The 24,302-nt window shown below is 60.2% G+C and carries 20 protein-coding genes; 13 read left to right on the top strand and 7 right to left on the bottom strand.

Annotated features, from left to right (window positions below; translation table 11 throughout):
• Positions 1-141 precede the first annotated feature (141 nt).
• From MMW58_RS21705 to MMW58_RS21670, 8 genes are all read left to right on the top strand, one after another.
• Complete coding sequence (locus MMW58_RS21705; protein WP_241722081.1) at positions 142-1,626, top strand: aldehyde dehydrogenase family protein; 1,485 nt, start codon at positions 142-144, stop codon at positions 1,624-1,626.
• A 334-nt stretch (positions 1,627-1,960) separates the two neighbouring features.
• Positions 1,961-3,265, top strand: a complete 1,305-nt coding sequence (locus MMW58_RS21700; RefSeq protein ID WP_159235987.1) for an NAD(P)/FAD-dependent oxidoreductase — start codon at positions 1,961-1,963, stop codon at positions 3,263-3,265.
• 354 nt (positions 3,266-3,619) lie between these two features.
• A complete protein-coding gene (locus MMW58_RS21695; RefSeq protein ID WP_241722080.1) occupies positions 3,620-4,705 on the top strand; it encodes a YncE family protein in 1,086 nt (361 codons plus the stop codon).
• 62 nt (positions 4,706-4,767) lie between these two features.
• Complete coding sequence (locus MMW58_RS21690; protein WP_241722079.1) at positions 4,768-6,966, top strand: TonB-dependent receptor; 2,199 nt, start codon at positions 4,768-4,770, stop codon at positions 6,964-6,966.
• A 128-nt stretch (positions 6,967-7,094) separates the two neighbouring features.
• Positions 7,095-8,471, top strand: coding sequence for a phenylalanine transporter (pheP, locus tag MMW58_RS21685; RefSeq protein WP_133596658.1), 1,377 nt, complete (start codon positions 7,095-7,097; stop codon positions 8,469-8,471).
• A 186-nt stretch (positions 8,472-8,657) separates the two neighbouring features.
• Positions 8,658-9,863: an MFS transporter gene (locus MMW58_RS21680; RefSeq protein WP_166646129.1), complete on the top strand. Its 1,206-nt coding sequence runs from the start codon at positions 8,658-8,660 to the stop codon at positions 9,861-9,863.
• A 17-nt stretch (positions 9,864-9,880) separates the two neighbouring features.
• Complete coding sequence (locus MMW58_RS21675) at positions 9,881-10,909, top strand: sugar phosphate isomerase/epimerase family protein (RefSeq protein ID WP_076944846.1); 1,029 nt, start codon at positions 9,881-9,883, stop codon at positions 10,907-10,909.
• A complete protein-coding gene (locus MMW58_RS21670; protein ID WP_159235989.1) occupies positions 10,906-12,057 on the top strand; it encodes a Gfo/Idh/MocA family protein in 1,152 nt (383 codons plus the stop codon). The genes MMW58_RS21675 and MMW58_RS21670 overlap by 4 nt, the downstream gene beginning before the upstream one ends.
• A gap of 38 nt (positions 12,058-12,095) precedes the next feature.
• Here the strand turns inward: MMW58_RS21670 and MMW58_RS21665 are convergent, their stop codons facing one another.
• A complete protein-coding gene (locus tag MMW58_RS21665; protein WP_133596666.1) occupies positions 12,096-12,512 on the bottom strand; it encodes an Exc2 family lipoprotein in 417 nt (138 codons plus the stop codon).
• A gap of 308 nt (positions 12,513-12,820) precedes the next feature.
• On the opposite strand from MMW58_RS21665, the gene MMW58_RS21660 reads away from it, so the two are divergent.
• Complete coding sequence (locus MMW58_RS21660) at positions 12,821-13,801, top strand: LacI family DNA-binding transcriptional regulator (protein ID WP_133596668.1); 981 nt, start codon at positions 12,821-12,823, stop codon at positions 13,799-13,801.
• Between the two features lie 2 nt (positions 13,802-13,803).
• On the opposite strand, the gene MMW58_RS21655 is transcribed toward MMW58_RS21660, so the two are convergent.
• Together MMW58_RS21655 and MMW58_RS21650 are read right to left on the bottom strand one after the other, a co-directional pair.
• Entirely contained in the window at positions 13,804-15,048 is a 1,245-nt protein-coding gene (locus MMW58_RS21655; protein WP_159235990.1) for a mechanosensitive ion channel family protein, read from the bottom strand.
• A gap of 77 nt (positions 15,049-15,125) precedes the next feature.
• Positions 15,126-16,553, bottom strand: a complete 1,428-nt coding sequence (locus tag MMW58_RS21650) for an MFS transporter (protein WP_241722078.1) — start codon at positions 16,551-16,553, stop codon at positions 15,126-15,128.
• 109 nt (positions 16,554-16,662) lie between these two features.
• Here MMW58_RS21650 and MMW58_RS21645 point away from each other — a divergent pair, with 109 nt between their 5' ends.
• Together MMW58_RS21645 and MMW58_RS21640 are read left to right on the top strand one after the other, a co-directional pair.
• Positions 16,663-17,532, top strand: coding sequence for a helix-turn-helix transcriptional regulator (locus tag MMW58_RS21645; RefSeq protein WP_045854369.1), 870 nt, complete (start codon positions 16,663-16,665; stop codon positions 17,530-17,532).
• A 174-nt stretch (positions 17,533-17,706) separates the two neighbouring features.
• Positions 17,707-18,669 carry a DUF2157 domain-containing protein gene (locus MMW58_RS21640; protein WP_371823016.1) on the top strand — a complete coding sequence of 321 codons (963 nt, stop codon included), beginning with the start codon at positions 17,707-17,709 and terminating at the stop codon, positions 18,667-18,669.
• Here MMW58_RS21640 and nfsB read toward each other — a convergent pair.
• The 3 genes from nfsB to MMW58_RS21625 form a co-directional block, all read right to left on the bottom strand.
• Entirely contained in the window at positions 18,666-19,319 is a 654-nt protein-coding gene (nfsB, locus tag MMW58_RS21635; RefSeq protein ID WP_045854371.1) for an oxygen-insensitive NAD(P)H nitroreductase, read from the bottom strand. The genes MMW58_RS21640 and nfsB overlap by 4 nt on opposite strands.
• A 139-nt stretch (positions 19,320-19,458) precedes the next feature.
• Positions 19,459-19,827, bottom strand: a complete 369-nt coding sequence (locus tag MMW58_RS21630; protein ID WP_241722076.1) for an MmcQ/YjbR family DNA-binding protein — start codon at positions 19,825-19,827, stop codon at positions 19,459-19,461.
• Complete coding sequence (locus tag MMW58_RS21625; protein ID WP_133596679.1) at positions 19,827-20,408, bottom strand: TetR/AcrR family transcriptional regulator; 582 nt, start codon at positions 20,406-20,408, stop codon at positions 19,827-19,829. Before MMW58_RS21625 ends, MMW58_RS21630 begins: the two co-directional genes overlap by 1 nt.
• 189 nt (positions 20,409-20,597) lie before the next feature.
• Here MMW58_RS21625 and MMW58_RS21620 point away from each other — a divergent pair, with 189 nt between their 5' ends.
• Both MMW58_RS21620 and MMW58_RS21615 read left to right on the top strand, forming a co-directional pair.
• Positions 20,598-21,698 (top strand): MBL fold metallo-hydrolase, encoded by a 1,101-nt coding sequence (locus tag MMW58_RS21620; RefSeq protein ID WP_133596681.1) that lies wholly within the window; start codon positions 20,598-20,600, stop codon positions 21,696-21,698.
• Positions 21,699-21,730: 32 nt separating this feature from the next.
• Positions 21,731-22,072 (top strand): RamA family antibiotic efflux transcriptional regulator, encoded by a 342-nt coding sequence (locus tag MMW58_RS21615; RefSeq protein WP_041144482.1) that lies wholly within the window; start codon positions 21,731-21,733, stop codon positions 22,070-22,072.
• Positions 22,073-22,108: 36 nt separating this feature from the next.
• Here MMW58_RS21615 and MMW58_RS21610 read toward each other — a convergent pair whose 3' ends face one another.
• On the bottom strand, positions 22,109-24,253 hold the full coding sequence (locus tag MMW58_RS21610; protein WP_241722075.1) for a TonB-dependent siderophore receptor: 2,145 nt from the start codon (positions 24,251-24,253) through the stop codon (positions 22,109-22,111).
• Positions 24,254-24,302: the final 49 nt, after the last annotated feature.

Genomic DNA, 24,302 nt, shown 5'->3' with positions numbered 1-24,302 from the left:
TCGCCTGGCTAAGACCAACATCACAGCATGCCGGGCACCGGCTGAATATCGTTCGGAAGAATGACGTTCTTTAGAACGATGTTCAGCGCGCGAAGCAGGTGCTGTGATGGCGGGAATTTCCTGAAAAAACGGGTGTCACCGATGAACGAAGTCACTTTACTTGCAGAAGTCAGCGCCTTTTTAGCCCGCCCCCACGGGCAGTTTATTGCCGGAGAAGCCCTGGCGGGCCGCGGCCGGACGCTGGCGGTGATTAACCCGGCAACCGGCAGAGCGATTGCTGAGGTGACGGAGGCGGATGGCGGGCAGGCCGCCAGGGCAATGGAGAGCGCCCGCGAGGCCTTCTCCGGCTGGCGCGCGCTGCCGGCGCTGCAGCGCGGCACCCTGCTGCTGAAGCTGGCGGATAGCCTGGCGGCCCACCGCGAAGAGCTGGCGCAGCTCGAGAGCCTCTGTTCGGGGAAAACCATCATGCTGGCGCGGATGCTCGAACTGGATCAGTCGGTGGCGTTCCTGCGCTACTTTGCCGGCTGGGCGGGCAAGGTTACCGGCGAAACCCTCGACGTCTCGCTGCCGTCGATGGCCGGGGAGAAATACACCGCCTTTACCCATCGCCAGCCGGTCGGGGTGGTGGTCGGGATTGTGCCGTGGAATTTCTCGATAATGATCGCCATCTGGAAGCTGGCGGCGGCGCTGGTCTGCGGCTGCACCATCGTCCTGAAGCCGAGCGAATACACTCCGCTAACCCTGCTGCGGGTGGCGGAACTGGCGACGGAGGCGGGGATCCCCGCCGGGGTCATCAACGTGGTCAACGGCGCGGGGGGTGAGATAGCCCAGCGCCTGATTAGCCATCCGGCCTGCGCCAAGGTCAGTTTCACCGGTTCGGTGGCGACCGGCGAGAAGGTGCAGCGCTCGGCGACCGCCGGCGGAAAGCGCGTCACCCTTGAGCTGGGAGGGAAAAACGCCGCCCTGTTTCTCGACGATCTCAGCCCGGAGGCGATGGCGGACGGCGTTATCGAAGCGGGCTATCTCAATCAGGGGCAGATCTGCGCCGCCGCCGAGCGGTTTTATCTGCCGCAGGGCAAGCTGGATCGCGTGCTGGATCTGCTGAAGCAGCGGCTGACGGCTTTCCAGCCGGGCTCGCCGCTGGATGAGCGCACGCAAATGGGGCCGCTGGCTAACCGGGTACAGTATGAAAAGGTGCTGAGCCTGCTGCAGACGGCGCGGGAAGAGGGTGACACCATCGTATGCGGCGGCGAAGCGCTGCCCGGCGACGGCTACTTTATCTCTCCGGCGGCGGTCAGGGTGCGTAGCGAAAGCAGCACCCTGATGCATGAAGAGACGTTCGGCCCGGTGTGCAGCTTTATTGGCTATCATAGTGAAGAGGATGCGCTGTCCCGCATCAACGCCTCGCCGTTTGGCCTCGCCGCCAGCGTCTGGTCGGATAATATTCGCAAGGCGCTGCGCTATTCGCAGGCTATTGATGCCGGTATCGTATGGATCAACATGCACACCTTCCTCGACCCGGCGGTTCCCTTTGGCGGCATGAAAGGCTCGGGCCTCGGGCGCGAGTTTGGCAGCGCGTTTATTGATGATTACACTGAACTTAAATCCGTGATGGTGCGCTATTAATAGCCGACGGGCCTGACGAAATATACTCTTTAGGGTTTAACTCTTGTCGCAAATAAAATAATACTTTGGGCTAATATTTAAATCATCCTCCCTCCGGCCACTAGCTAACAACTTAGTGGCCTTTTTATTTACCTCATATATGTGTGCCAGAGAATTCAGCGAAAACTTGTACAATAATAAGCGGATTAAAAATGGCTGCTTATCCATTTCGGCATTATTACTACAGCCTGCGGAATTATTTCTTTTGCTTATCGCTATTCGGCGAACTGTTGTTAATTAAACATTAATTAATAATTTTTAATTAACATTTGTTTTTTATTTTTAGGAGGTCGCAGTGACTGCGCCATTAAAAAAAATTGTCATTGTCGGCGGTGGTGCCGGCGGTCTGGAGCTGGCCACGCAGCTGGGGCATAAGCTTGGTCGACGTAATAAGGCTCAGATTATCCTCGTCGATCGCAGCCACAGCCACCTGTGGAAGCCGCTGCTGCATGAGGTGGCGACCGGATCGCTCGATGCCGGCGTGGACGCCCTGAGCTTTATGGCGCATGCCAGTAAGCACTATTTTGAGTTCCAGCACGGTGCCGTTATCGATATTAATCGCGACGAGAAAACCCTCGTCCTGGCGGAGCTGCGCGATGAAAACGGCGAGCTGCTGGTTGCCGAACGCACCCTCGGCTGGGATACCTTAGTGATGGCGCTGGGCAGCACCTCCAACGACTTTAATACCCCCGGGGTAAAAGAGAACTGTATTTTTCTCGACAGCGCCGAGCAGGCAAAACGCTTCCATCAGCAGATGCTTAACCTGTTTCTCAGGCATTCGGCTAACCCGCAGAGCCTCGGCAAGGTGAATATTGCGATTGTCGGCGGCGGGGCGACGGGCGTCGAACTGTCGGCCGAGCTGCACAATGCGGTGAAAGAGCTGCAGCGCTACGGCTATAAGCGTCTGACCAACGAGGCGCTGAACGTCAGCCTGGTTGAAGCCGGCGAGCGTATTCTCCCGGCGCTGCCGGAGCGCATCTCCCTGGCCGCGCGCGACGAGCTGACGAAGCTGGGCGTCAACGTGATGACCCAAACCCTGATTACCCGCGCCGACGCGCAGGGCCTGCATACCAAAGACGGCAGCGTAATTAGCGCGGATCTGATGGTGTGGGCGGCCGGCATCAAGGCGCCGGACTTTATGCGCGAAATTGCGGGCCTTGAGACCAACCGGATTAACCAGCTGGTCGTTGAGCCGACGCTGCAGACGACGCGCGATGCCAATATTTTTGCCTTCGGCGACTGCGCCGCCTGCCCGCGTCCGGAGGGCGGATTTATTCCTCCGCGCGGCCAGGCGGCTCACCAGATGGCGCTCTTCACGGCGAATAACATTATTGCGCAGCTGAAGGGCCGGCCGCTGAAATCGTTCGTCTATCGCGACCGCGGCTCGCTGGTCTCGCTCTCCGGCTATACCACTCTGGGGAGCATTATGGGCCATCTGCCGGTGGGGCCGATGATGGTGGAGGGCAGGCTCGCGCGCCTGGTCTACGATTCGCTGTACCGTATGCATCAGGTGACGCTGCACGGCTACGTGAAAACCGGCCTGCTGATGCTCTCCGGCGGGATCAACCGCATCATTCGTCCGCACCTCAAGCTGCACTAAAGGTGAGATAGCCTCCCGGACGGCGGCGCAGGCGGCGGTCCGGAAGGCGTTAAATCCGGCTGCCCGTCCCGGCGCTAATCCGGCGACAAATCCCTCCGCGTATCATGTTCTAAAATCAGCAGATTATTGTTTTTGCCCGCAACGGAAGCGATTACGCTTGCCTGAGTGTCGATAATGAGTATAGTTCTCATTCTTCTTTTTGTTTGCAGGCTAAGTAGGGAATAACCTGCGTCAGTGAGTCGCTCACAGGGAAACAGCGAAGGCATAGGGTGGGGCTCGGTACGGCAAGGCTGAAGCAAAAAATATCGGCCAGGAGCTTCCATCAGGTCATTGATTATGTAAAGGATTCCTCCTGTGAAATACGCTATCCCGGCCCTCGCGCTGGCTATCTCTGCGATCTTAAGCGGCTGCGCCGCTACCCATACCCCTCCCGTTGCTCAACCGGCTGTCGAAAGCGCCGCCGCTGCTACCGTGGCGCAGCCGCTGAAGCGCGAGCTGGCCGAAGGCCTCTATGAAATGGCGCTGAGCCCGAAAGGCGATGCGCTGTACGTTGCCAGCGCCGAAGGTTTTAAAGACGTGCAGGGCGGGGCGGTCTATAAGCTCGACCCGAAAACCCTGAAGACCATCGGCCTGAGCTACACCGACCTGAAAAACTTTGCCGTCCAGATAACGCCGGATGGCGCAACGCTGTTCGTCACCAACTCGCTTGACGGCGGCATCAGCGCCATTGACACCGCCACCGGCAAAGTCAAAAAGCGCCTGCTGTTTAGCGAGCGCAACGAGAAGGGGCTGCCGTACGGCGCGCGCCAGATCCTGCTGCTGAACGATACCCTCTACGTGGGGGCGGTTGCCGACCCGGCGCAAATCTGGGTGGTTGATGCCAATACGCTGAAGCTGAAAGCGCGGATTAAAAATACCGGCAAATGGATGACCGGCCTGCACTATTCCGCGCAAACCGGGCGTCTGTATGCGGCCAACGGCGGCGGGGAAATCCTCGTGATCAACCCGCGCAATAACCGTATTGAACAGCGCTGGAAGCCGCTGGGCGACAAGCCGGCGCTGCTGCTGAATATCGCCGAAGATAGCGAGACCGGCCGCCTGTTCGTCACCGATAACTCAAAAGCGAAAACCACCCTGGTGCTGGATATTCACAGCGGCAAGGTGATTAAGCAGCTCGACGTGGGCGACTCTCTGGCGGTGCTGTTCAACCCGAAACGCAATGAGATTTATATCTCCCAGCGCGAGTCCGGCAAGGTCATCAGCCTCGACGGCACCAGCTATGCGCAGAAGCGTCAGTGGGATATCCCGGCCAACCCCAACAGCCTGCTGCTCTCTGCCGATGGTCAGACGCTGTTTGTGACCGTCAAGCAGCCGTTTAATAAAGATCATTCGACCAAAGGCCCGGACAGCGTTGCCCGCATCGACCTGACGAGTAAATAAATAAAATTGGCCCGGCAGCGGGCCCTTTGTTTCACTTCTTTTTCTCCTCCACGGGACACATTATGCACGTCACTGATACTTCATCCTTTCCGCTGCGTAAAACGCTGCTGGCGTTAACGATTGGCGCCATAGCCCAGGGCGCTGCGGCGGCGGACGACGCCAGCGCCGGCAAAAAAAACGAAGAGGTTATGGTCGTCCAGGCGAGCGAAGGCGGCGACTTTAAAGCCGGCGGCGACCTGGTGGTTCCGGCCTTCCTCGACGGGCAGATTGCCCACGGCGGCCGACTGGGCATGCTCGGCGAACAAAAGGCGATGGACGTCCCCTTTAACGTCATCGGCTACACCGCAAAGCTGATTCAGGACCAGCAGGCGCACACCATTGCCGACGTGGTCGGCAACGATGCGGGGATCCAGACGGTGCAGGGCTACGGCAACTTTGCCGAAACCTACCGCATTCGCGGCTTTAAGCTCGACGGCGACGACATGACCATGGGCGGCCTCGCCGGCGTGGTGCCGCGTCAGGTGATGGATACCCAGATGCTGGAGCGGGTGGAGATCTTTAAGGGCGCCAACGGCCTGCTCAACGGCGCGGCCAGCAGCGGCGTCGGCGGGATGATCAACCTTGAACCGAAGCGGGCTGAGGATATTCCCACCGCTCGGGTGGGCGTCGACTATACCTCCGATTCTCAGGTCGGCGGCAGCCTCGACCTCGGCCGTCGTTTTGGCGACGACAACCAGTTCGGCGCGCGCGTCAACCTGGTGCATCGCGAAGGTGAGTCGGCGGTGGAAAACGACCGCCGCCGCACGACGCTGGCCTCCCTGGGGCTGGACTACCGCAGCGACCGCTTCCGTTCATCGCTCGACTTTGGCTACCAGAAAAAAACCTTCCACGGCGGCGAGATGGGGGTGAATGTCAGCGGCGTCGACTTCGTGCCCGCGGTGCCGGATAACCGCAAAAACTACGGCCAGAAGTGGGGCTACAGCGATATCGAAAACGAATTCGGGATGGCGAAGGCGGAGTACGATCTCAGCAACAGCTGGACGCTGTACGGCGCCCTCGGCGGCCAGCACGCGCACGAGACCGGCACCTACAGCACGGCGAAGCTGCTGAATAAAAACGGCGACGCCACCGCCGGGCGTCTGGATACCAACCGGATTATCGATGCCTTCAGCGGCATGGGCGGCGTGCGCGGCAATTTCAACACCGGCGCAATTTCCCATCAGGTCAACGTCGGCTACTCGGCGCAGATCAAGCGCGATAAAACCGCGTGGCGGATGTCGACGAAAAACCCGACCACCAATATTTATGACGGCCACGACGTGCCGATGCCGGATAACACCCTGTTTGGCGGCAACTACTTCGACCCGCTGACCACCTCGCGCAGCCGCACTCAGGGCTGGCTGCTGAGCGATACGCTGGGCTTCTTCAACGACAAGGTGCTGCTGACCGCCGCCGCCCGTCATCAGAAGGTGGTGGTGCGTAACTACAGCAATAAAACCGGCGTGGAGGACCCCGCTTCGCTCTATACCCAAAGCCGCTGGACGCCGACCGTGGGCCTCGTCTACAAGCCGTGGGAAACGCTGTCGCTGTACGCCAACCACACCGAAGCGCTGCAGCCGGGCAGCGTGGCGCCGAATACCGCCGCCAACGCCGGGCAGAGCACCGGGATCGCGCACTCGAAGCAGGATGAAGTGGGCGTGAAGGTTGACTACGGTACCGTCGGCGGGTCGCTGGCGCTGTTTCAAATCAAAAAGCCGAACGCGATTTCCGATGCTAGCGGCTACTACGGGCTGGACGGCGAGCAGCGCAACCGCGGCGCCGAGCTGAACGTCTTTGGCGAGCCGATGCTGGGGCTACGCCTCAACGGCAGCACGCAGTGGCTCGATCCCGAGCAGACCAAAACGGCTAAGGGCGTCAACGACGGAAAAGACGCGGTTGGCGTGGCGCGCTTCTATGCGGTGCTGGGGGCCGAGTATGATATCAAGCCGGTCGAGGGCCTGACGGCCACCGCTCGCGTGAACCACACCGGTTCGCAGTACGCCGATGCGGCGAATACGAAGAAGCTCGACAGCTATACCACCCTCGATCTGGGCGTTCGCTACCGCATGCGCCTCAACGCCGATCGCAATGAAATGGTCTGGCGCGCGGGCGTCACTAACGTCACCAACGAGAAGTACTGGTCCGGCGTCGATGATTCCGGCACCTACCTGTCGGTGGGCGATCCGCGCACCGTTCGCGTATCGATGAGCTACGATTTCTAAGGCCAAAGCGCGGGGGCGGGCCCGGACGGCTCGCCCCTCGTTGCCGGCAACAAACGCATCTGCGGCTTGAAGTCGGACGAGCATAAGTGTAAAAGGTGCCCCTTCACTAAAAATGACAGGGGATCGACGTGAAAGACGCGTCAACGCAGTCGGATACCGTAGAACACGGCGGCCCGACGCTTCATCGCGGTTTACAGAACCGACATATCCAGCTCATCGCCCTCGGCGGCGCAATCGGCACCGGCCTGTTTCTCGGCATTGGCCCGGCTATTCAAATGGCGGGACCGGCGGTCCTGATTGGCTACGCCATCGCCGGGATTATCGCCTTTCTGATCATGCGCCAGCTTGGCGAAATGGTTGTCGAAGAGCCCGTATCCGGCTCGTTTGCCCACTTTGCCTATAAATACTGGGGCCCGTTTGCCGGCTTTCTTTCCGGCTGGAACTACTGGGTAATGTTCGTGCTGGTGGGCATGGCGGAGCTGACCGCCGCCGGCATCTACATGCAGTACTGGCTGCCGGACGTGCCGACCTGGGTGTGGGCCGCGGTCTTCTTTATTATCATCAACGCCGTTAACCTCGTGAACGTGCGCCTGTACGGCGAGGCGGAGTTCTGGTTCGCGCTGATTAAGGTACTGGCAATTGTCGGGATGATCGGCTTCGGCCTGTGGATGCTGTTCGGCGGCCACGGCGGCAGCAAGGCGGGATTCGATAACCTGTGGCGTCACGGCGGCTTTCTGGCCACCGGCTGGCATGGCCTGGTGATGTCGCTGGCGGTGATTATGTTCTCCTTTGGCGGCCTGGAGCTTATCGGTATCACCGCCGCGGAAGCGCAGAATCCTGAAAAGAGCATCCCGAAAGCGGTGAACCAGGTGGTCTACCGTATCCTGCTGTTCTATATCGGTTCGCTGGTGGTGCTGCTGGCGCTCTATCCGTGGGTGGACGTTAAATCTGACAGCAGCCCGTTCGTGATGATTTTTCATAATCTCGACAGCAACGTGGTGGCTTCCGCGCTTAACTTCGTCATCCTGGTGGCCTCGCTGTCGGTTTACAACAGCGGCGTGTATTCCAACAGCCGGATGCTGTTCGGCCTGTCGGTGCAGGGCAACGCGCCGAAGTTTCTCGCCCGGGTCAGCAAGCGCGGCGTGCCGGTCAACTCGCTGATCCTCTCCGGGGTGATTACCTCCCTGGTGGTGCTGCTCAACTACCTGCTGCCGCAAAAGGCGCTAGGCCTGCTGATGGCGCTGGTGGTGGCGACGCTGCTGCTGAACTGGATAATGATCTGCATGGCGCATCTGAAATTCCGCGCCGCGCAGCGTCGTAAGGGACGCGAGTCGAAGTTCAAAGCGCTGCTGGCGCCTGGCGGAAACTATCTCTGCATCGCCTTCCTGGGGCTGATTCTGGTGCTGATGTGCACGATCGACGGAATGCGCCTGTCGGCCGTTCTGCTGCCGGTGTGGATCCTGTTCCTGTTTGTGGTCTTCAAGCTGCTGCGCCGTCCGGCGTAACGCCCGCGGCTCCGTCGTCCGACGGAGCCGTAATCCTTTATTGTGATCTTCTTCGCGCTTAGCGCATTTGCTTAAGGATCTTCTTTTTGTAATCGATTACTTTGTCCATTGAGATACTTTGTAATCGATTACTTTTTGAGGGCGATCAAAATGGTATCAACAGCTGAAGGTCGTGAAAGTGTTCGCGTGCAGCACCGGTTTCTGGTGCCGCGCCTGTCGTTAATGATGTTTATGCAGTTCTTTATCTGGGGGAGCTGGTCGGTCACCCTCGGCCTGGTGATGACGCGCTACGATATGGCGCTGCTGATCGGCGATGCGTTCTCCGCCGGGCCGATTGCCTCCATTTTATCGCCGTTTGTGCTGGGGATGCTGGTCGATCGCTTCTTCCCGTCGCAGAAGGTGATGGCGGTGATGCACCTGGCGGGGGCGGCGATTCTGTGGTTTGTCCCGCAGGCGCTGGTCGCGCAAAACGGCGCGCTGCTGATCGGCCTGCTGTTTGGCTATACGCTGTGCTATATGCCGACGCTGGCGCTGACCAATAATATCGCTTTCCACAGCCTGGCGAACGTCGATAAAACCTTTCCGGTGGTGCGCGTCTTCGGCACCATCGGCTGGATTATCGCCGGGATCTGCATCGGGGTGACCGGTATTTCCAACACCACCGCCATCTTCAGCCTTGCGGCGCTGTGCTCGGTGGCGCTGGCGCTCTACAGCCTGACGCTGCCCCATACGCCGGCGCCGGCGAAGGGGATGCCGGTAAAGCTGCGCGATCTGCTCTGTGCCGACGCCTTTGCGCTGCTGAAAACGCGCCACTTCTTTATCTTCTGCCTGTGCGCCACGCTGATCTCCATTCCGCTGGGGACCTACTACGCCTACACCGCCTCATACCTGGCGGATGCCGGCGTGGCTGACGTCAGCACCGCGATGTCGTTCGGTCAGATGTCAGAAATCGTCTTTATGCTGGTGATCCCGCTGCTGTTCCGCCGCCTCGGGGTGAAATATATGCTGCTGGTGGGGATGCTGGCGTGGTTCGTCCGCTACGCCTTCTTTGCCCTCGGCGTCAGCGAAGAGGGGCGCTTCCTGCTCTATCTCGGCATTCTGCTGCACGGCGTGTGCTACGACTTTTTCTTCGTCGTCGGCTTTATCTATACCGACCGGGTGGCGGGAGAGAAGGTAAAAGGCCAGGCGCAGAGCATGATTGTAATGTTTACCTACGGCATCGGCATGCTGCTCGGTTCGCAAATCTCCGGCGCGCTGTATAACCAGCTGGTTGCCGGACAGGCCGTACCGCAGGCGTGGGTCACCTTCTGGTGGATCCCGGCGGTTGCGGCGGCGGTTATCGCACTGATTTTCCTTTTCTCTTTCCAGTATAACGAGAAAGAGCCGCGCTAATTTTTTCGGAGGTGGTGATGAGAACTATCAAGGGGCCGGGCATCTTTCTGGCGCAGTTTATCGGCACGCAGCCGTCGTTTAACACCCTCGACGGGCTGGCGGAGTGGGCCGCGGGGCTGGGCTATCGGGCGCTGCAGATCCCGTGCAACCATCCGGCTATCTTTGACCTCGAGCAGGCGGCGGCGAGCCAGACCTACTGCGACGAGGTTAAGGGACGGCTGGCGGCGCACGGGCTGGTGATTAGCGAGCTCTCTACGCACCTGGAGGGGCAGCTGGTGGCAGTACATCCGGCCTACGACGCGGCGTTTGACGGCTTTGCGCCCCCCGCGCTGCGCGGAAATCCTCAGGCGCGGCAGCGCTGGGCCTGCGAAAAGCTGCAGCAGGCGGCGATCGCCTCCGGGCGCTTAGGCCTGACGGCGCACGCGACCTTCTCCGGGGCGCTGGCGTGGCCCTATTTTTACCCCTGGCCGCCGCACAACCCGCAGCTGCTCGAGGAGGCGTTTAGCGAGCTGGCCCGCCGCTGGCGGCCGATCCTCGACGGCTTTGACCAGCAGGGAGTGGATCTGTGCTACGAAATTCATCCCGGGGAAGATCTGCACGATGGCGTGACCTTCGAGCGTTTTCTGCAGCTGGTGGATAACCATCCGCGCTGCAATATGCTCTACGACCCCAGCCATCTGCATCTGCAGCAGATGGACTACCTGGCCTACATCGACATCTATCATCAGCGGATAAAAGCCTTTCACGTTAAGGACGCGGAGTTCCGCCGCGACGGCCGCTGTGGCGTTTACGGCGGCTACCAGAACTGGCTCCAGCGGGCGGGGCGCTTCCGCTCGCCGGGGGATGGGGAGATCGATTTTAAGCGGATTTTTAGCAAGCTCACCGAGTACGGCTATGCCGGTTGGGCGGTGCTGGAGTGGGAGTGCTGCCTGAAAGAGGCTGAGGCCGGCGCCCGCGAGGGCAGCGAATTTATCCGCCGCCATATCATTCCGGCCTCCGGGCGCGCGTTTGACGATTTTGCCGCCGGAAGCGAGGTGCAGGGATGATTCAGGTCGGCATTATTGGCAGCGGGTTTATCGGCCCGGCGCATATTGAGGCGCTGCGCCGGGTGGGCGATATAGAGGTGGTGGCGCTGGGCGACCATAGCCTGGCGCAGGCGGAGCAAAAGGCCCGGCAGCTGAACGTAGCCCATGCCTACGGTAGCGTCGAAGGCCTGCTGGCGCATCCGGGCCTGCAGGTGGTGCACAACTGCACGCCGAACCATCTGCATGCCGGGATTAATCGCCAGATCCTGCGCGCCGGGCTGCACGTCTTCTCGGAAAAGCCGCTGTGCATGCGCCCGGAGGAGGCGCGCGAGCTGGTGGCGCTGGCGGAAAAGGCCGGGGTGGTGCACGGCGTGAGCTTTGTCTACCGCCAGTTTGCGATGGTCCAGCAGGCGGCCAGCATGATCCGTGAAGGGCTGGTCGGGCGGCTGTTTTCGGCGCACGGCAGCTATTTACAGGACTGGATGCTGCTGCAAACCGATTACAACTGGCGGGTGGAGTCAGAGCTGGGCGGGGCGTCGCGGGCGATGGCGGATATCGGCTCGCACTGGTGCGATACGGTGCAGTTTATGACCGGACGCCGCATCACCGAGGTCATGGCCGACCTCTCGACGGTGTGGCCGACCCGCCGGGCGGCTTTGCAGGGCGATGCCACCTTCAGCCAGCAGGGCGACGGCCGGGGCCACGAGGAGCGGGCGGTGGATACCGAAGATCGGGGATCGGTGCTGGTGCGCTTTGATGACGGCAGTAAAGGCTGCTTCAGCGTCTCGCAGGTGAGCGCCGGCAGGAAGAATCAGCTGACGGTTGAAATCAGCGGCAGCGCCTGCGCCCTGGCGTGGGATCAGGAGATCCCCCAGCGGCTGTGGGTCGGCCAGCGCGACCGGCCCAATCAGACCTTCAGCGATGACCCCTCCCTGATGCAGCGCGACGTTGCCGGCAGCGCCCACTTCCCCGCCGGCCACATTGAGGGCTGGCCGGACGCCTTCAAAAACATGATGCTGAGCTTCTACCAGGCGGTGCGGGCCGGGGCGATGCCGGATGCGCGCTCCCGGCGGTTCGCTTCCTTTTATGAAGGGGCGGACGTGATGTACATCGTTGAGGCTATTTTGCGCAGCCATCAGCAGCAGCGCTGGGTTAGCGTAGAGCGGTAGCGAGGGAGATGCGCCACCTCGGGTGGCGCATGGCCGGGCTATTTCACGCCGAGATAGCCATCGAGATAGGCGCCGGAGAGCTCGCGGCCAAACAGCTGGGCGTCTTTATCTTCCATCGATGAGGTCCACTTATCGTCCGCCTTACCGTCAAAAGAGTGCTCGGTCTTCGTCCCCTGGCTGGCCTGCTGCTTAATCTGCTCGGCCCGGCTTCTGGCATCGCTTTCACTCATTCCTGCCGCGCGATCCTCTTTGCCGAGCTGATAGATTTTGCTGAACGTCGGCAGGTTTAAGCGGTAATTATCCTGGACATTGACGGCAAAGTTGCCGCCGACAAAATCGGAGCGGTGGGAGACAAAGTAGTAGGCGTGGCGTTCGGGCGAAGGCTTTGAGGCGCTACAGCCGGAAAGAAGGGCCGCCGCGCAGCCGAGAGCGATAATCGTTGATTTTAATTTCATTGGTAACATCATCCCTAATTATGAGTTTATTAACTTATTGAAAATATAATAATTATCTATTTATCGAAGGCGCGGCTAACGCACCGCTGGCGTCTTCTTTGAGCCCTATTTTGCATAAAAAAAAGACAGCGTAAACGCCAGAAGATAAGAGCCCTGATAATTGATAGTTTTCGCCGCGGCCGGCCCGGCGAAGGATTTTACGGCCCGGGCGGGCCATCGCGCCGCTCCCGACGACGCTGGATGCCTGCGGCACGCTCATTTATGATAGCCTGCGTCATATTACGCTTATCGCAGGAAGTGCAGCCCCTATGTCAATTCAGAAAATTGCTCGTCTGGCGGGCGTCTCGGTGGCGACGGTATCGCGCGTGCTCAACAACAGCGAGACCGTTAAAGCGAAAAACCGCGAGCGCGTGCTGCAGGCAATTGAGGAAAGCAACTATCAGCCCAATCTGCTGGCCCGCCAGCTGCGCACCGCCCGCAGCTACATGATCCTGGTGATGGTCTCAAATATCGCCAATCCCTTTTGCGCCGAGGTGGTGAAGGGGATAGAAGAGGAGGCCGAAAAGCACGGGTATCGTATTTTGCTCTGCCACTCCGGCTCCGATTTGGCGCGCTCGACCTCCGGGCTGCAGCTGCTTTCCGGGAAAATGGTCGATGGCGTGATTACGATGAACGCGCTCGCCAGCCTGCCGGAGCTGACCACGCTTATCGGCGACGCGCCCTGGGTGCAGTGCGCCGAGTACGCCGATGCCGGCAATATCTCCTGCGTGGGGATCAACGATCTTGACGCGGCGCAGGGGGCGGTGCTGCGCCTGGCGCAGGGCGGTCGCCAGCGAATCGCCCTGATTAACCACGACCTGAGCTATCGCTACGCCCGCCTGCGCGAGCGCGGCTATAAAAGCGTGCTGCACGTGCGGGATCTCAGCTATCAGCAGGTGGCCTACGCCAGCGATCTCAGCGCGGCGGCCGGAAAGGCGGCGATGGAAAGCCTGCTGGCGGCGAAAGAGCGGCCTGATGCGGTTTTTGCGGTGGCGGATTCGCTGGCCGCCGGCGCGCTGCGGGCCATTGCCCAGGCCGGACTGCGGGTGCCGGAAGATATCGCGGTGATCGGCTTTGACGGCACCGAGCTGGCGGAGATGGTCTCGCCCCAGCTGACCACCGTTGAGCAGCCGTCGCGCGATATTGGCCGCACGGCGGTGACCCTGCTGCTGAAGAAAATCGATAACCCGACGGCGGAAGCCGAGCGGGTGATGATGGACTGGCGCGTGATTACCCGCGCCAGTACCTGAGGTCAGGTGCCGATATGCCCGGCCAGCGAACGAATGTCGTTGCCGGTAGGCGACTGATGAATGCGCAGGCCAAACTCGTCGACCACGGCGAAGATGTGGTCGAAAATATCGGCTTGAATGCTCTCATACTCCGCCCACACCACGGTGCTGGTGAAGCAGTAGATCTCAATCGGCAGGCCGTTGGCGTCCGGGGCCAGCTGGCGCACCATCATCGTCATATCTTTACGCAGCCGCGGATGGTTGCGTAGATACTCCTGCAAATAGGCGCGGAAGGTGCCGATATTGGTCATCTTGCGCAGGTTCAGCACCGAGAGATCGGCGGCGTTTTGCTGATTCCACAGGCTGATTTCCTCATGCCGCGAGTCCATATAGGGTTTCAGCAGCTTCGCCTGTACTAAACGCTGCTGCTCCTGCTCATCGAGAAAATGGATGCTGGTGGTGTCAATATTCAGGCTGCGCTTAATTCGACGGCCGCCGGAGGCCGACATGCCGCTCCAGTTCTTAAAGGAGTCAGAAACCAGCGACCAGGTCGGCACGGTGGTGATGGTGTTATCCCAGTTGCGGACTTTGACCGTCGTCAGGCCGATATCGATAACCGCGCCGTCGGCGCCGTATTTCGGCATCTCCAGCCAGTCACCGAGCTTGAGCATGTCGTTGGCGGAGAGCTGGATACCGGCCACCAGGCCGAGAATCGGGTCCTTAAACACCAGCATCAGGACCGCGGCCATGGCGCCAAGGCCGCTAATCAGAATGGCCGGCGACTGGCCAATCAGCAGCGAAATTACCAGAATTCCGATGATAATAGCGCTGACCAGCTTTACGCCCTGGAATATGCCCTTCAGCGGCAGCTGCGACGCGGTGGCGAATTTTTGCGAGAGGTTGAACACCACGTCCAGCAGTGAGAAGAAGGACAGCAGGGCATATATCATTACCCACAGCTGAGCGCAGGTGGTTAATATGTCGGCGGCTTCACTGCCTTTTTGCAGCCAGAGAACCGCCTGCACGTTGACGATAATACCCTGAAGGGTAAAGGCCAGCCGATGAAACAGCTTGTTCTGGGTAATGATCTGCAGCCACAGGTGGCTGCTGGCCTGCGCGCGCTTTTCGAAGGTCCGCAGTACCACCTTGTGCAATATTAAATGGACAACAATGGCAGTCAGAAAAATAATGCCGAAGATAATAATGAGCGAGGTCGTCGGGGTAATTTTGATGCCGGCTGCGGCGATTTGCGATATTAATTCCTGCATAACGTCTCCTTTACATCCAGCGGTTATGATGACCGCTGGATGCCTATTATGCAAATCTCCGGCTGCGCGCCGATGAATTATGAGGCGACGACCAGCGGGCGAATATTCAGATGATGGCGCAGGCGCAGGGCAATGGCGCCGAGCAGCAGCATCATCACCACCTCAACCGCCAGAAAGTCGATCAGCGCCAGCGCGTAGTCGCCGCCGCTGCGCCGGGCGAGGGCTAAAAAGAGCGAACCGAGCAGCGCCGGGCCCAACCCCAGCGAGGCCTGCTGCAGGGTGCTGAGGATCGCGCTGCCGGCTCCGGCGTCGCTGGCGCTAATGTCGCGCATCCCGATACGGTAAAAGCTGTTGACGATCAGCGCCTGGCCGTAGCCGACCAGCGCGGTGGAAGGCACCAGCGCCAGGGCCGAGGTGCGGGTGGCGAAATGATAAAAGGTCGCCATCAGCAGCAGCAGGCCGATAATCTGCACCGTCAGGCCGATCAGCAAAATGCGGCCCATGCTGTAGCGGGCAATCAGCTTCGGCGCGTACAGCGCGGAGACGAAATAGGCAATCCCTAGGGCGATAAAGCTGTTGCCCGACTGCCACGGCGCCATTCCCATCCCGGCCTGCATGTTCAGCGCCATGCAGAACATAAACCCGGACCAGGCGCTGAAAAACAGCAGGGCGGTCGCCATGCCGAAGCGAATGCTGGTGAGCCTGAGCAGGCGCGGAGGCAGCAGCGGCTGCTCGCCGCGACGCTGTTTGCGCAGCGCGCTCGCGCGCATCCATACCAGCAGCGGCAGCACCGCCGCCAGCATCAGCTGCAGCGTCCACGGCCAGTGCAGCTCCGGCCCCAGCGCCATCGGGAACAGCAGGCAGCAGAGGATCAGCGCCAGGCTGAAGGTGCCCTGCCAGTCGATTGTCGAGTGGCCTTCGCGCCGGGTTTCCGGCACGTAGCGCTGGCTAAAGGCCAGCACCAGCAGGCAGATCGGCACGTTGATAAAGAAGGCGTTGCGCCAGCCCAGCCCGGCAATATCCGCCGAGACCAGCCAGCCGCCGCCCATCTGGCCGACGATAAACGCAATCCCGCCGATGCCGCCGTAGAGGCTGATGGCGCGCGCGTGGGCGCTGCCCTTCAGGGTAACGTGCAGGGTGGCGAGGATCTGCGGGACGATCAGCGCCGCCCCGGCGCCCTGCAGGGTACGCGCCGCCAGCAGCTCGCCGATGGAGCTGGCCATCCCGCAGAGCAGAGAAGCGACGCCGAACAGCGTCACGCCCCACATAAACAGGCGCCGGCGACCGTAGTTATCGCCGAGCTTGCTGCCCATCGCCAGGCACACCGCAAAGGCGACGCCGTAGAGCGCGACGATCAGCTCCAGCTGGGTGGCGCTGGCGTCCAGCGAGCGGGTGATGGAATCCAGCGCGACGTTGGTGATTGAGGTATCGATCAGCGGCAGCATCTGACCGGTTAACAGCAGGAATAAACCGGCGCGGCCGGGTGAAACAGCAGACGAATTCATTGGATCTCTCCATTGCGTCATTCAGCGGATGGTCGTAGCATCAACGATAAATTAAACGGGTACCAGTTCCTGCTTATACTGGTATTGGCACTACCATGCTGGAGGTCATATGACCGTAATGCCGCAACGCGCACCGCTGCCGGTCGCGCCCGACGACAGCCGTAAGCAGCTGGGCGCCTTTCTGCGCGCCCGCCGCGAGAGCCTCGATCCGCAGCGTCTCGGCCTGCCGCGCGTCGGACGGCGGCGTACGCCCGGCCTGCGCCGCGAAGAGGTGGCGATGCTCGCCGACGTCGGCGTCACCTGGTACACCTGGCTGGAGCAGGGGAGGGACGTAAATCCCTCGGAATCGGTGCTGGTTGCGGTGGCGAATGCGCTGCAATGCAGCCCGCTGGAAACCCGGCACCTGTTCGTGCTGGCGGGAGTGACGCCGCCGGAGGCCGCGCAGGTAACGGTGTGCGAAGGGATAAGCCCCGGCACCCGGCGGATGCTCGACAGCCTGATGCCCCAGCCGGCCAGTATCCAGAAGCCGAACTTCGATATCGTGGCGTGGAACGAGAGCTTCTGCCGCCTGATGGGCCTCGATTTTGCGAGCCTCCCGGAAGAGGACCGCAACTGTATCTATCTCTATCTGACCAACGAAACCTGGCGCAGCCGGATTGAAAACCGCGACGTGCTGGCGACCTTTGTCTCCTATTTCCGCGCGGCGATGGCCGAGCATCGGGGCGATCCGCTGTGGGAAAATAAGCTGGCGCGATTTTTCGCCGCCTCGGCGGAGTTTGAGGCGCTCTGGCACCAGCGCTACGAGGTCCGCGGCGTGGAGAATCAGGTGAAGAACTTCAACCATCCGCAGCTGGGGCGCTTTAGCCTGCAGCAGATGTACTGGTACTCGGCGCCGCGCAACGGCTCGCGGCTGCTGGTCTATCTGCCGATGGATGAGGCCGGCGAGCGGGCGCTGGCGTGGCTGGATAATCAGGGCTGAGAGGGCTTCGCCTGCCGCCGCTCCGTGCCGGCAGGCCGCGGCGCACTTTCCGTGTCATACTTACGCGATATTGCCGTAGGGATATGACTATCAATGAAAGTGACGCGCAGACAGGAAAAGATTATTCGCGCGGCCGTGAGCCGCTGGCGGGAAGATAACGTTATCGACGAGCGGATGCAGCAGCATTTAAACGCGCATCTAGTTCGTTCCCCCTTCGACTGGCAGCGCCTGAGCCGCTACGCCTTCTGGACGGCGCTGGCCTGCCTGCTCATTGCGCTGGGCAGCCTGTTCGCCGATAGCGACGCGATCGCCTGGCTGGTGGGCCTGTTTAGCGACTCGGCGCTGGCGCGTATTGCCCTGCCGGCGGTGATTGCCCTGGCGTGTTATGCCTGGGGCTTTCGCCGCCAGCGGCGAGAAGCGCAGTGGCACTACAGCACCGAGGCGATTCTCTTTACCGGCGTTGTGTTTACCGCGGTGGCGCTCTGGCAGCTCGGCGTACGGCTGGATGACGGCAGCGGCCATATCGCCCCGCTGTTCCTCGTTGGCTGTGCGATTTACGGCGCCATTGGCTACGCCGGCCGCTCCGGGCTGGTATGGCTATTTTTTCTGCTGGCGCTCGGCAACTGGTTCGGGGCGGAAACCGGCTATGTATCAGGGTGGGGCGCCTACTGGCTGGGGATGAGCTACCCGATTCGCTTCGTGCTGTTTGGCGGCGCGCTGCTGGCGCTCTGTTTTGCGCTGCAAAAGCGGCTGCGCCAGCGGCGGCTGTTTAGCGTCAGCAAGGCGACGGGCCTGACCTATCTGTTTATTGCGCTATGGATTTTGTCGATTTTTGGCAACCACGATCTGGATAGCTGGTACGGCCTTTCGCCGACGCAGCTGCTGCCGTGGGCGCTGCTGTTTGGCGCGGCGGCGGGTATCTGTATCTATATCAGCCTGAAAACCGATGACGGCATGCTGCGGGGGTTTGGCCTGACGTTCCTCGCCATAAATCTCTATACCCGCTTTTTCGAGTATTTCTGGGGGAGCATGCATAAGGTGGTGTTCTTTCTGATTCTGGCGGCGTCGCTGGCCGTGCTCGGCCGCTACGCGGAAAGAATCTGGCACGCCGGCGAGCGGCGTGCCGGGGGCGATTAAATCTCGGTAATGGTGGTCGCCTGCGGCAGGCGTGATTTTGGCAGCGCGGCGTTGAAATCTTCGACGCTATGATGGCCAACCGGCACCACCACCAGGCTGGTATAGCCCTGCGCCTTGAGGTCGAACTCAGCGTCCAGAATGGCGAAATCGACGCCTTCAATCGGCACCGCATCGAGGCCCATCGCGGCCACGCCGAGCAGGAAGTTGCCGACGTTCAGATAGACCTGTTTGCCCATCCAGTGGCTGGCGTCGTTTAGATCTTTGCGGTGCATATCGGCGAAGAAGGTGCGGCCCTTGTGGTTACCCGCTTTGGCTTCCGGCGTCGCGAAGCGGCCGTCGGCCTCCTCCTGATCGACCACGCGCTCCAGCCAGGCATCGTCCATCTCGGTTTTGGCGCAGAAAACAACCACGTGGGACGCATCGAGGATTTTACGTTCGTTGAACACGTAGGTGCCGCTGGCCGCTTTAGCCACCCGCGCTTTGCCTTCGTCGGTGCTGGCAACGATAAAGTGCCACGGCTGGGAGTTGGTGCTCGACGGGCTGAACTGCAGCAGCGTTTTCAGGTTTTCCGCCTGGTCTGCGGTCAACTTCTTGCTGGCATCAAATGCCTTGGTGGAGTGGCGCTTTAGGGCGACGGCAACGATATCCATAACTCTTCCTCAGGTTTAATCTCAAGATAATTTGAGTTTACAGCCCCTTACGGAGCATTCAGTGAAGGAAGAGTACAGCGATGCCGGGGAAATGATAAGAGACAAAAATGCGATAACACTTATCGCGCTGCGCTGAAAATCATTCAGGGCGCAGCCGCTGCTGGACCTTTTTCGGCAGTTTGTTCACCACCTGGTTCCACGAATCGTCAATCAGCTCTGCCAGCAGATCTTCGCTGATATCGGCGCCGGGAACCACGGTAATCCAGTGCTTCTTGTTCATGTGGTAGCCCGGCTCAATGCTGCGATAAATCTCCTGATTCAGCAGTGATTTTTGCGGCTCGGCCTTGAGGTTCACCAGCGCCCGGCCGCGAACGTGGGTGGTCAGCATAAAAATGCGTCCGCCTACTTTGAACACGTCGTACTCCGGGCCGAACGGCCAGCAGTGCTCGGTAAACGGGTAGGTCAGCGCGATTCGCCGGGCGCTGTTGTGCAGTGAATCGGGAGTCATCAGGCGGCATCCTCATGCAGCGCCTGCCACATGGCCTCAAACCCGAGTGCGATCAGCTCCCTGGCGCGCTGCGGGTCGTGGCTGGCAAATTCGATGGTCGTTTCCGCCAGCGACAGAAACAGCGCGTCGCAGAAGGCGCGATAGGCGTCGCTCTGGAAGATAGCCTTGATCGACAGCTGGCACATCTCGTTGAGCTCGGGGAACATCTCTTTAACGCGGGTGCGCGTTTCGTCGGTGATCCTTTCGCTAAGCGCCATCCGGCGGATGGCCTTGTTCTCCATCGGGTGGCGAATACCCCAGTCGATATAGCCGTTCCAGATGTTGCGCGCGTTCTCTTTTGGGCGCTTCTCGTTCGGCGTCAGCCCGGCCACCATCGAGGCAACCAGACCGGTTTTGATAGAGAGGTACAGCTCGTTGAGCAGATCGTCCTTGGTGGCGAAATAGCGGAACAGCGTCCCCTCGGCAACCCCCGCGCTGCGGGCTATGGCCGACGTTGAGGCGGCAATACCTGACTGGGCGAAGGCGGCGGTTGCGGCCTCCAGTAACGCCTGCTTTTTATCTTCACTCTTAGGACGAGCCACTGCGCTTTACCTCACACGTAATTAAACCCGGATCTAAGCATGCCTGGTGATGGCACTGCAACGGTGTATGTCAAAAATTGAAAATCGTCTTGACGACTTTCGTCTTCTTCCTAATAATGAGTGCTTACTCACTCATAATCAAGTCTTATAGCAAAACCTTTGGGACAGAGGGTTTAGCCTGGTCCGAATATGAACCGTGTCATTGTCAGCGTGGTCGCCATCATGTTATTAGCCTCAGCAACAGCTTTACCGTTTGTGTTAAATGCCGGGTTTGGTAAGGCGCCACAGGGCGCACAGCTTAGCCTCGTTGAACAATCGCCGCACTATCATGACGGCCAGTTTCATAACCAGCTGTCCACGCCGAGCTTTACCGGGCAGAAAAATATGCTGGCCGCGATGTGGGATTTTTTGGTGACCAAACGCGAAAACGCCAGGCCGCAGCAGCCGCTGCCGCTGGTCAATACCGATCTTGCCAGCCTGCCGGCGGGGCAGGATGCGATGGTGTGGCTTGGCCACTCCTCCTGGTTTTTGCAGCTGGCGGGCAAACGTATCCTGATTGACCCGGTCTTCAGCAACTATGCCGCGCCGTTTTCGTTTATCAACAAAGCCTTCCCGGGTGACTACCCGTGGCGCGCCGAGCAGATGCCGGAAATCGATCTGCTGATTATCTCGCACGACCACTACGACCATCTCGATTACGCCACCATCAAAGCGCTGATGCCGAAAATTAAGCGCGTGGTTACGCCGCTTGGCGTCGGCTCACACCTGCGCTACTGGGGAATGGACGGGGCGATTATCAGCGAGGCGGACTGGAACGAGTCGGTGAAGATCAGCGATGAGTTCACCGTGCACGTGCTGCCGGCCCGCCACTTCTCCGGGCGCGGCCTCAAGCGCAACCAGACGCTGTGGGCCAGCTTTATGCTGGTGACGCCGCAGCAGAAAATTTACTACAGCGGCGATAGCGGCTATGGCCCGCATTTCAAGGCCATCGGCGAGCGGTTTGGCGCGGTGGATCTGGCGATTATGGAAAACGGCCAGTACGACCAGGACTGGAAATATATTCATATGATGCCGGATGAGACGGCGCAGGCAGCCGACGATCTCGGCGCTCGCGCGGTATTGCCGGGACATGCCGGGCGTTTCGTGCTGGCAAAGCACAGCTGGGACGACCCCTATAAACGGCTGGCTGCGGCCAGTGAAAAACGCGCATGGCGTTTGCTGACGCCAATGCTGGGCGAGCCGGTTTGGGTCGCTGATAAGAAACAATCATTTAATGCCTGGTGGCAGTAATCGCCAGTATGGTTCAAGAGGAGAGAGGACTTATGACTATTTCCGCTCAGGTGATTGAGACTATCGTCGGGTGGATTGATGACAATTTGCATCAGCCGCTGCGTATTGATGATATTGCTCGCCACTCCGGTTACTCAAAATGGCATCTGCAACGACTGTTTTTACAATATAAAGGGGAGAGTCTGGGGCGCTATATTCGTGAACGTAAGCTGCGGCTGGCGGCGCGCGATCTACGCGATACCGACCAGCGGGTTTACGATATCTGCCTGAAATACGGCTTTGATTCGCAGCAGACGTTTACCCGCATCTTTACCCGGACGTTTAACCAGCCGCCGGGCGCCTACCGTAAAGAAAACCACCATCGTGCCCATTGAGACGCATCCGCCGGGGGAGACCGGCGGATGCTTTTCTTACCAGGCGTAGTTCACCGTCGCCGTTACCGTTCTGCCAATACCGTAGAAACAGGCGCTATCGCTGGCGCATGATGCGACGTATTTGGTATCGGCGATATTATTCACGTTGAACTGCACCTTCGCCCCCTGCAGGCGCGGGCTAAGCTCGCCTAACTCATAGCTCACCATCGCGTCATACAGATCCACCGCCGGCACCTTGAAGGTGTTTTTGGCGTCACCGTAGCTGGTGCCGATATAGCGCATGCCTACCCCGGCGGTCAGGCTTTTCAGCGCGCCGTCCGGCAGCGTATAGCTGGTGAAGGCCGACGCCATATGCGTCGGGATGCGCGCCGGCGTTTTCCCTTCGGTTCCCGCCACGGTGGTGCTGACGGTTTCGGCGTCGGTCCAGGTGTAGGACGCAATCAGGTTCAGGTTGTCGAAGACCGTGGCGTGCGCCTCGGCCTCAATCCCTTTTGAGCGCACTTTGCCGCTGTTTTCAAACCATCCCGCCGCGCTGTTGTAGGTGGCGACGTTGCTCTGCGTCAGGTCGTACATCGCGAGAGTCATCAGCGCATTCTGGTTTGGCTGATACTTCAGGCCCACCTCCAGCTGCTTGCCCACGCTCGGGTCGAACGGACCCACCCCCGGCGCCCGGTTGGTTTGCAGGTTAGGTTCAAAGGAGGTGCTGTAGCTGATGTACGGAGAGAGGCCGAAATCAAAGGCGTACAGCAGGCCGGTGCGCCAGGTGAACTTGCTGTCGTTTTTCTGGCTGCGGCTGGCGTCGGTAAAGTCGGTCGTTCGCACCTCCGCCCAGTCGTAGCGGCCGGAAAGCAGCAGCTCCCAGCTCTCCCAGCTCAGCTGATCCTGCAGGTAGACCCCCATCTGGTCGAGATTCTGCTGCTCGTCGCTGGCGGTGCTGAAGGTACTTTCGTCGACGTTAACGCCGTACGCCGGATGGCGCCAGTCGATATCGTACTGCGCGCCGCCGGCGCGGCCGAGGTACTGTTTATCCTTGCTGGTCTTATAGTCCAGCCCGCCGATGACGGTATGCGCCAGCTGGCCGCTGGTAAACTGCGCCTCAAGCTGGTTATCAATGCCGAACTCATCGGTCTGGCGCTCCTCGCGCTGGGCGCGGCGGGACAGTACCGAGCTGTTGGCGTCGCTGGTGGTGTACACCAGATAGCGATACTTCTGCTTGATGGTGGCGTAGCGGGCGTTCTGGCGCAGCGTAAAGGTGTCGTTGAGCTGATGCTCAAACTCATAGCCGATCGCCGTTTGTTCGCGCCACGACTGGTCATAGTTAGGGTCGCTGACGTTAAAATCGCGCGGAATATAGCTCCCGTCGACGCTGCTGACGGTGCCGTAGCGCGGGAGGAAGTTGCGGTAGCCGGCATCGGGATCTTTTTGATAGCTGGTGAGCAGCGTGAAGCGGGTGGCCTGGTTGGGATACCAGGTCAGGGCCGGCGCTATCGCCATCCGCGTCTCTTTGTAGTCGTCAACCTGGTTATTCTGCGTGCGGGCGATACCGTTCAGGCGGTACAGCAGGCTGCCGTCATCGCTCAGCGGGCCGCCAAAATCAAAGGCGCCTTCGGCGAGATGGTTGTTGCCGGTGCGGAACTGCACCTCGTGAACCGGCTGGGCGGTGGGGCGTTTGCTGGTCATGCTGATAAGCCCGCCGGGATTGACCTGACCAAACAGCACCGAGGCCGGGCCGCGTACCAGCTCCACGCGCTCCAGCAGCCACGGGTCAACGGTGCCGGTTTGCGAGGAGGCGGTGGCGCCGTAGCTCAGGCCATCGAGATACTTTGGCACGTAGCTGAAGCCGCGAACGAAGACCTCGTCGTTGCGGTTGGACGACCCGCGATACTCGGTAAAGACGCCGGCGCTGTAGCGCAGCGCCTGGGATACCGAGGTGACGTCGAGGGCCTGCATCTGATCGCGGGTGACCACCGAGACCGACTGCGGCGTTTTGATAAGCTCGGCGGCGGTTTTGGTGGCCGAGAGCGTTTTTGTCGCCACGATGCCCTTCAGCGGCGCGGTAGGATCTTCCCCGCTGCCCGCGGTGACCACCAGTGTCTCCTCCGCCGCCTGCACCTGCCCCGCGCATGAAGCCAGCGCCATACCCGTGACCCAGATTTTTGTTATCTTATTATTGTTAAACATATTTTTAGCTACATCCTTGGTTTTAATTGCCATAGAAACCCGTTTTTCC

The organism is Klebsiella sp. HC6, from assembly GCF_022605325.1.
GTDB classification, from domain to species: domain Bacteria; phylum Pseudomonadota; class Gammaproteobacteria; order Enterobacterales; family Enterobacteriaceae; genus Klebsiella; species Klebsiella terrigena.
Note: the sequence above shows the minus strand (reverse complement) of the source record. Positions and strands in the feature narration are given on the sequence as shown.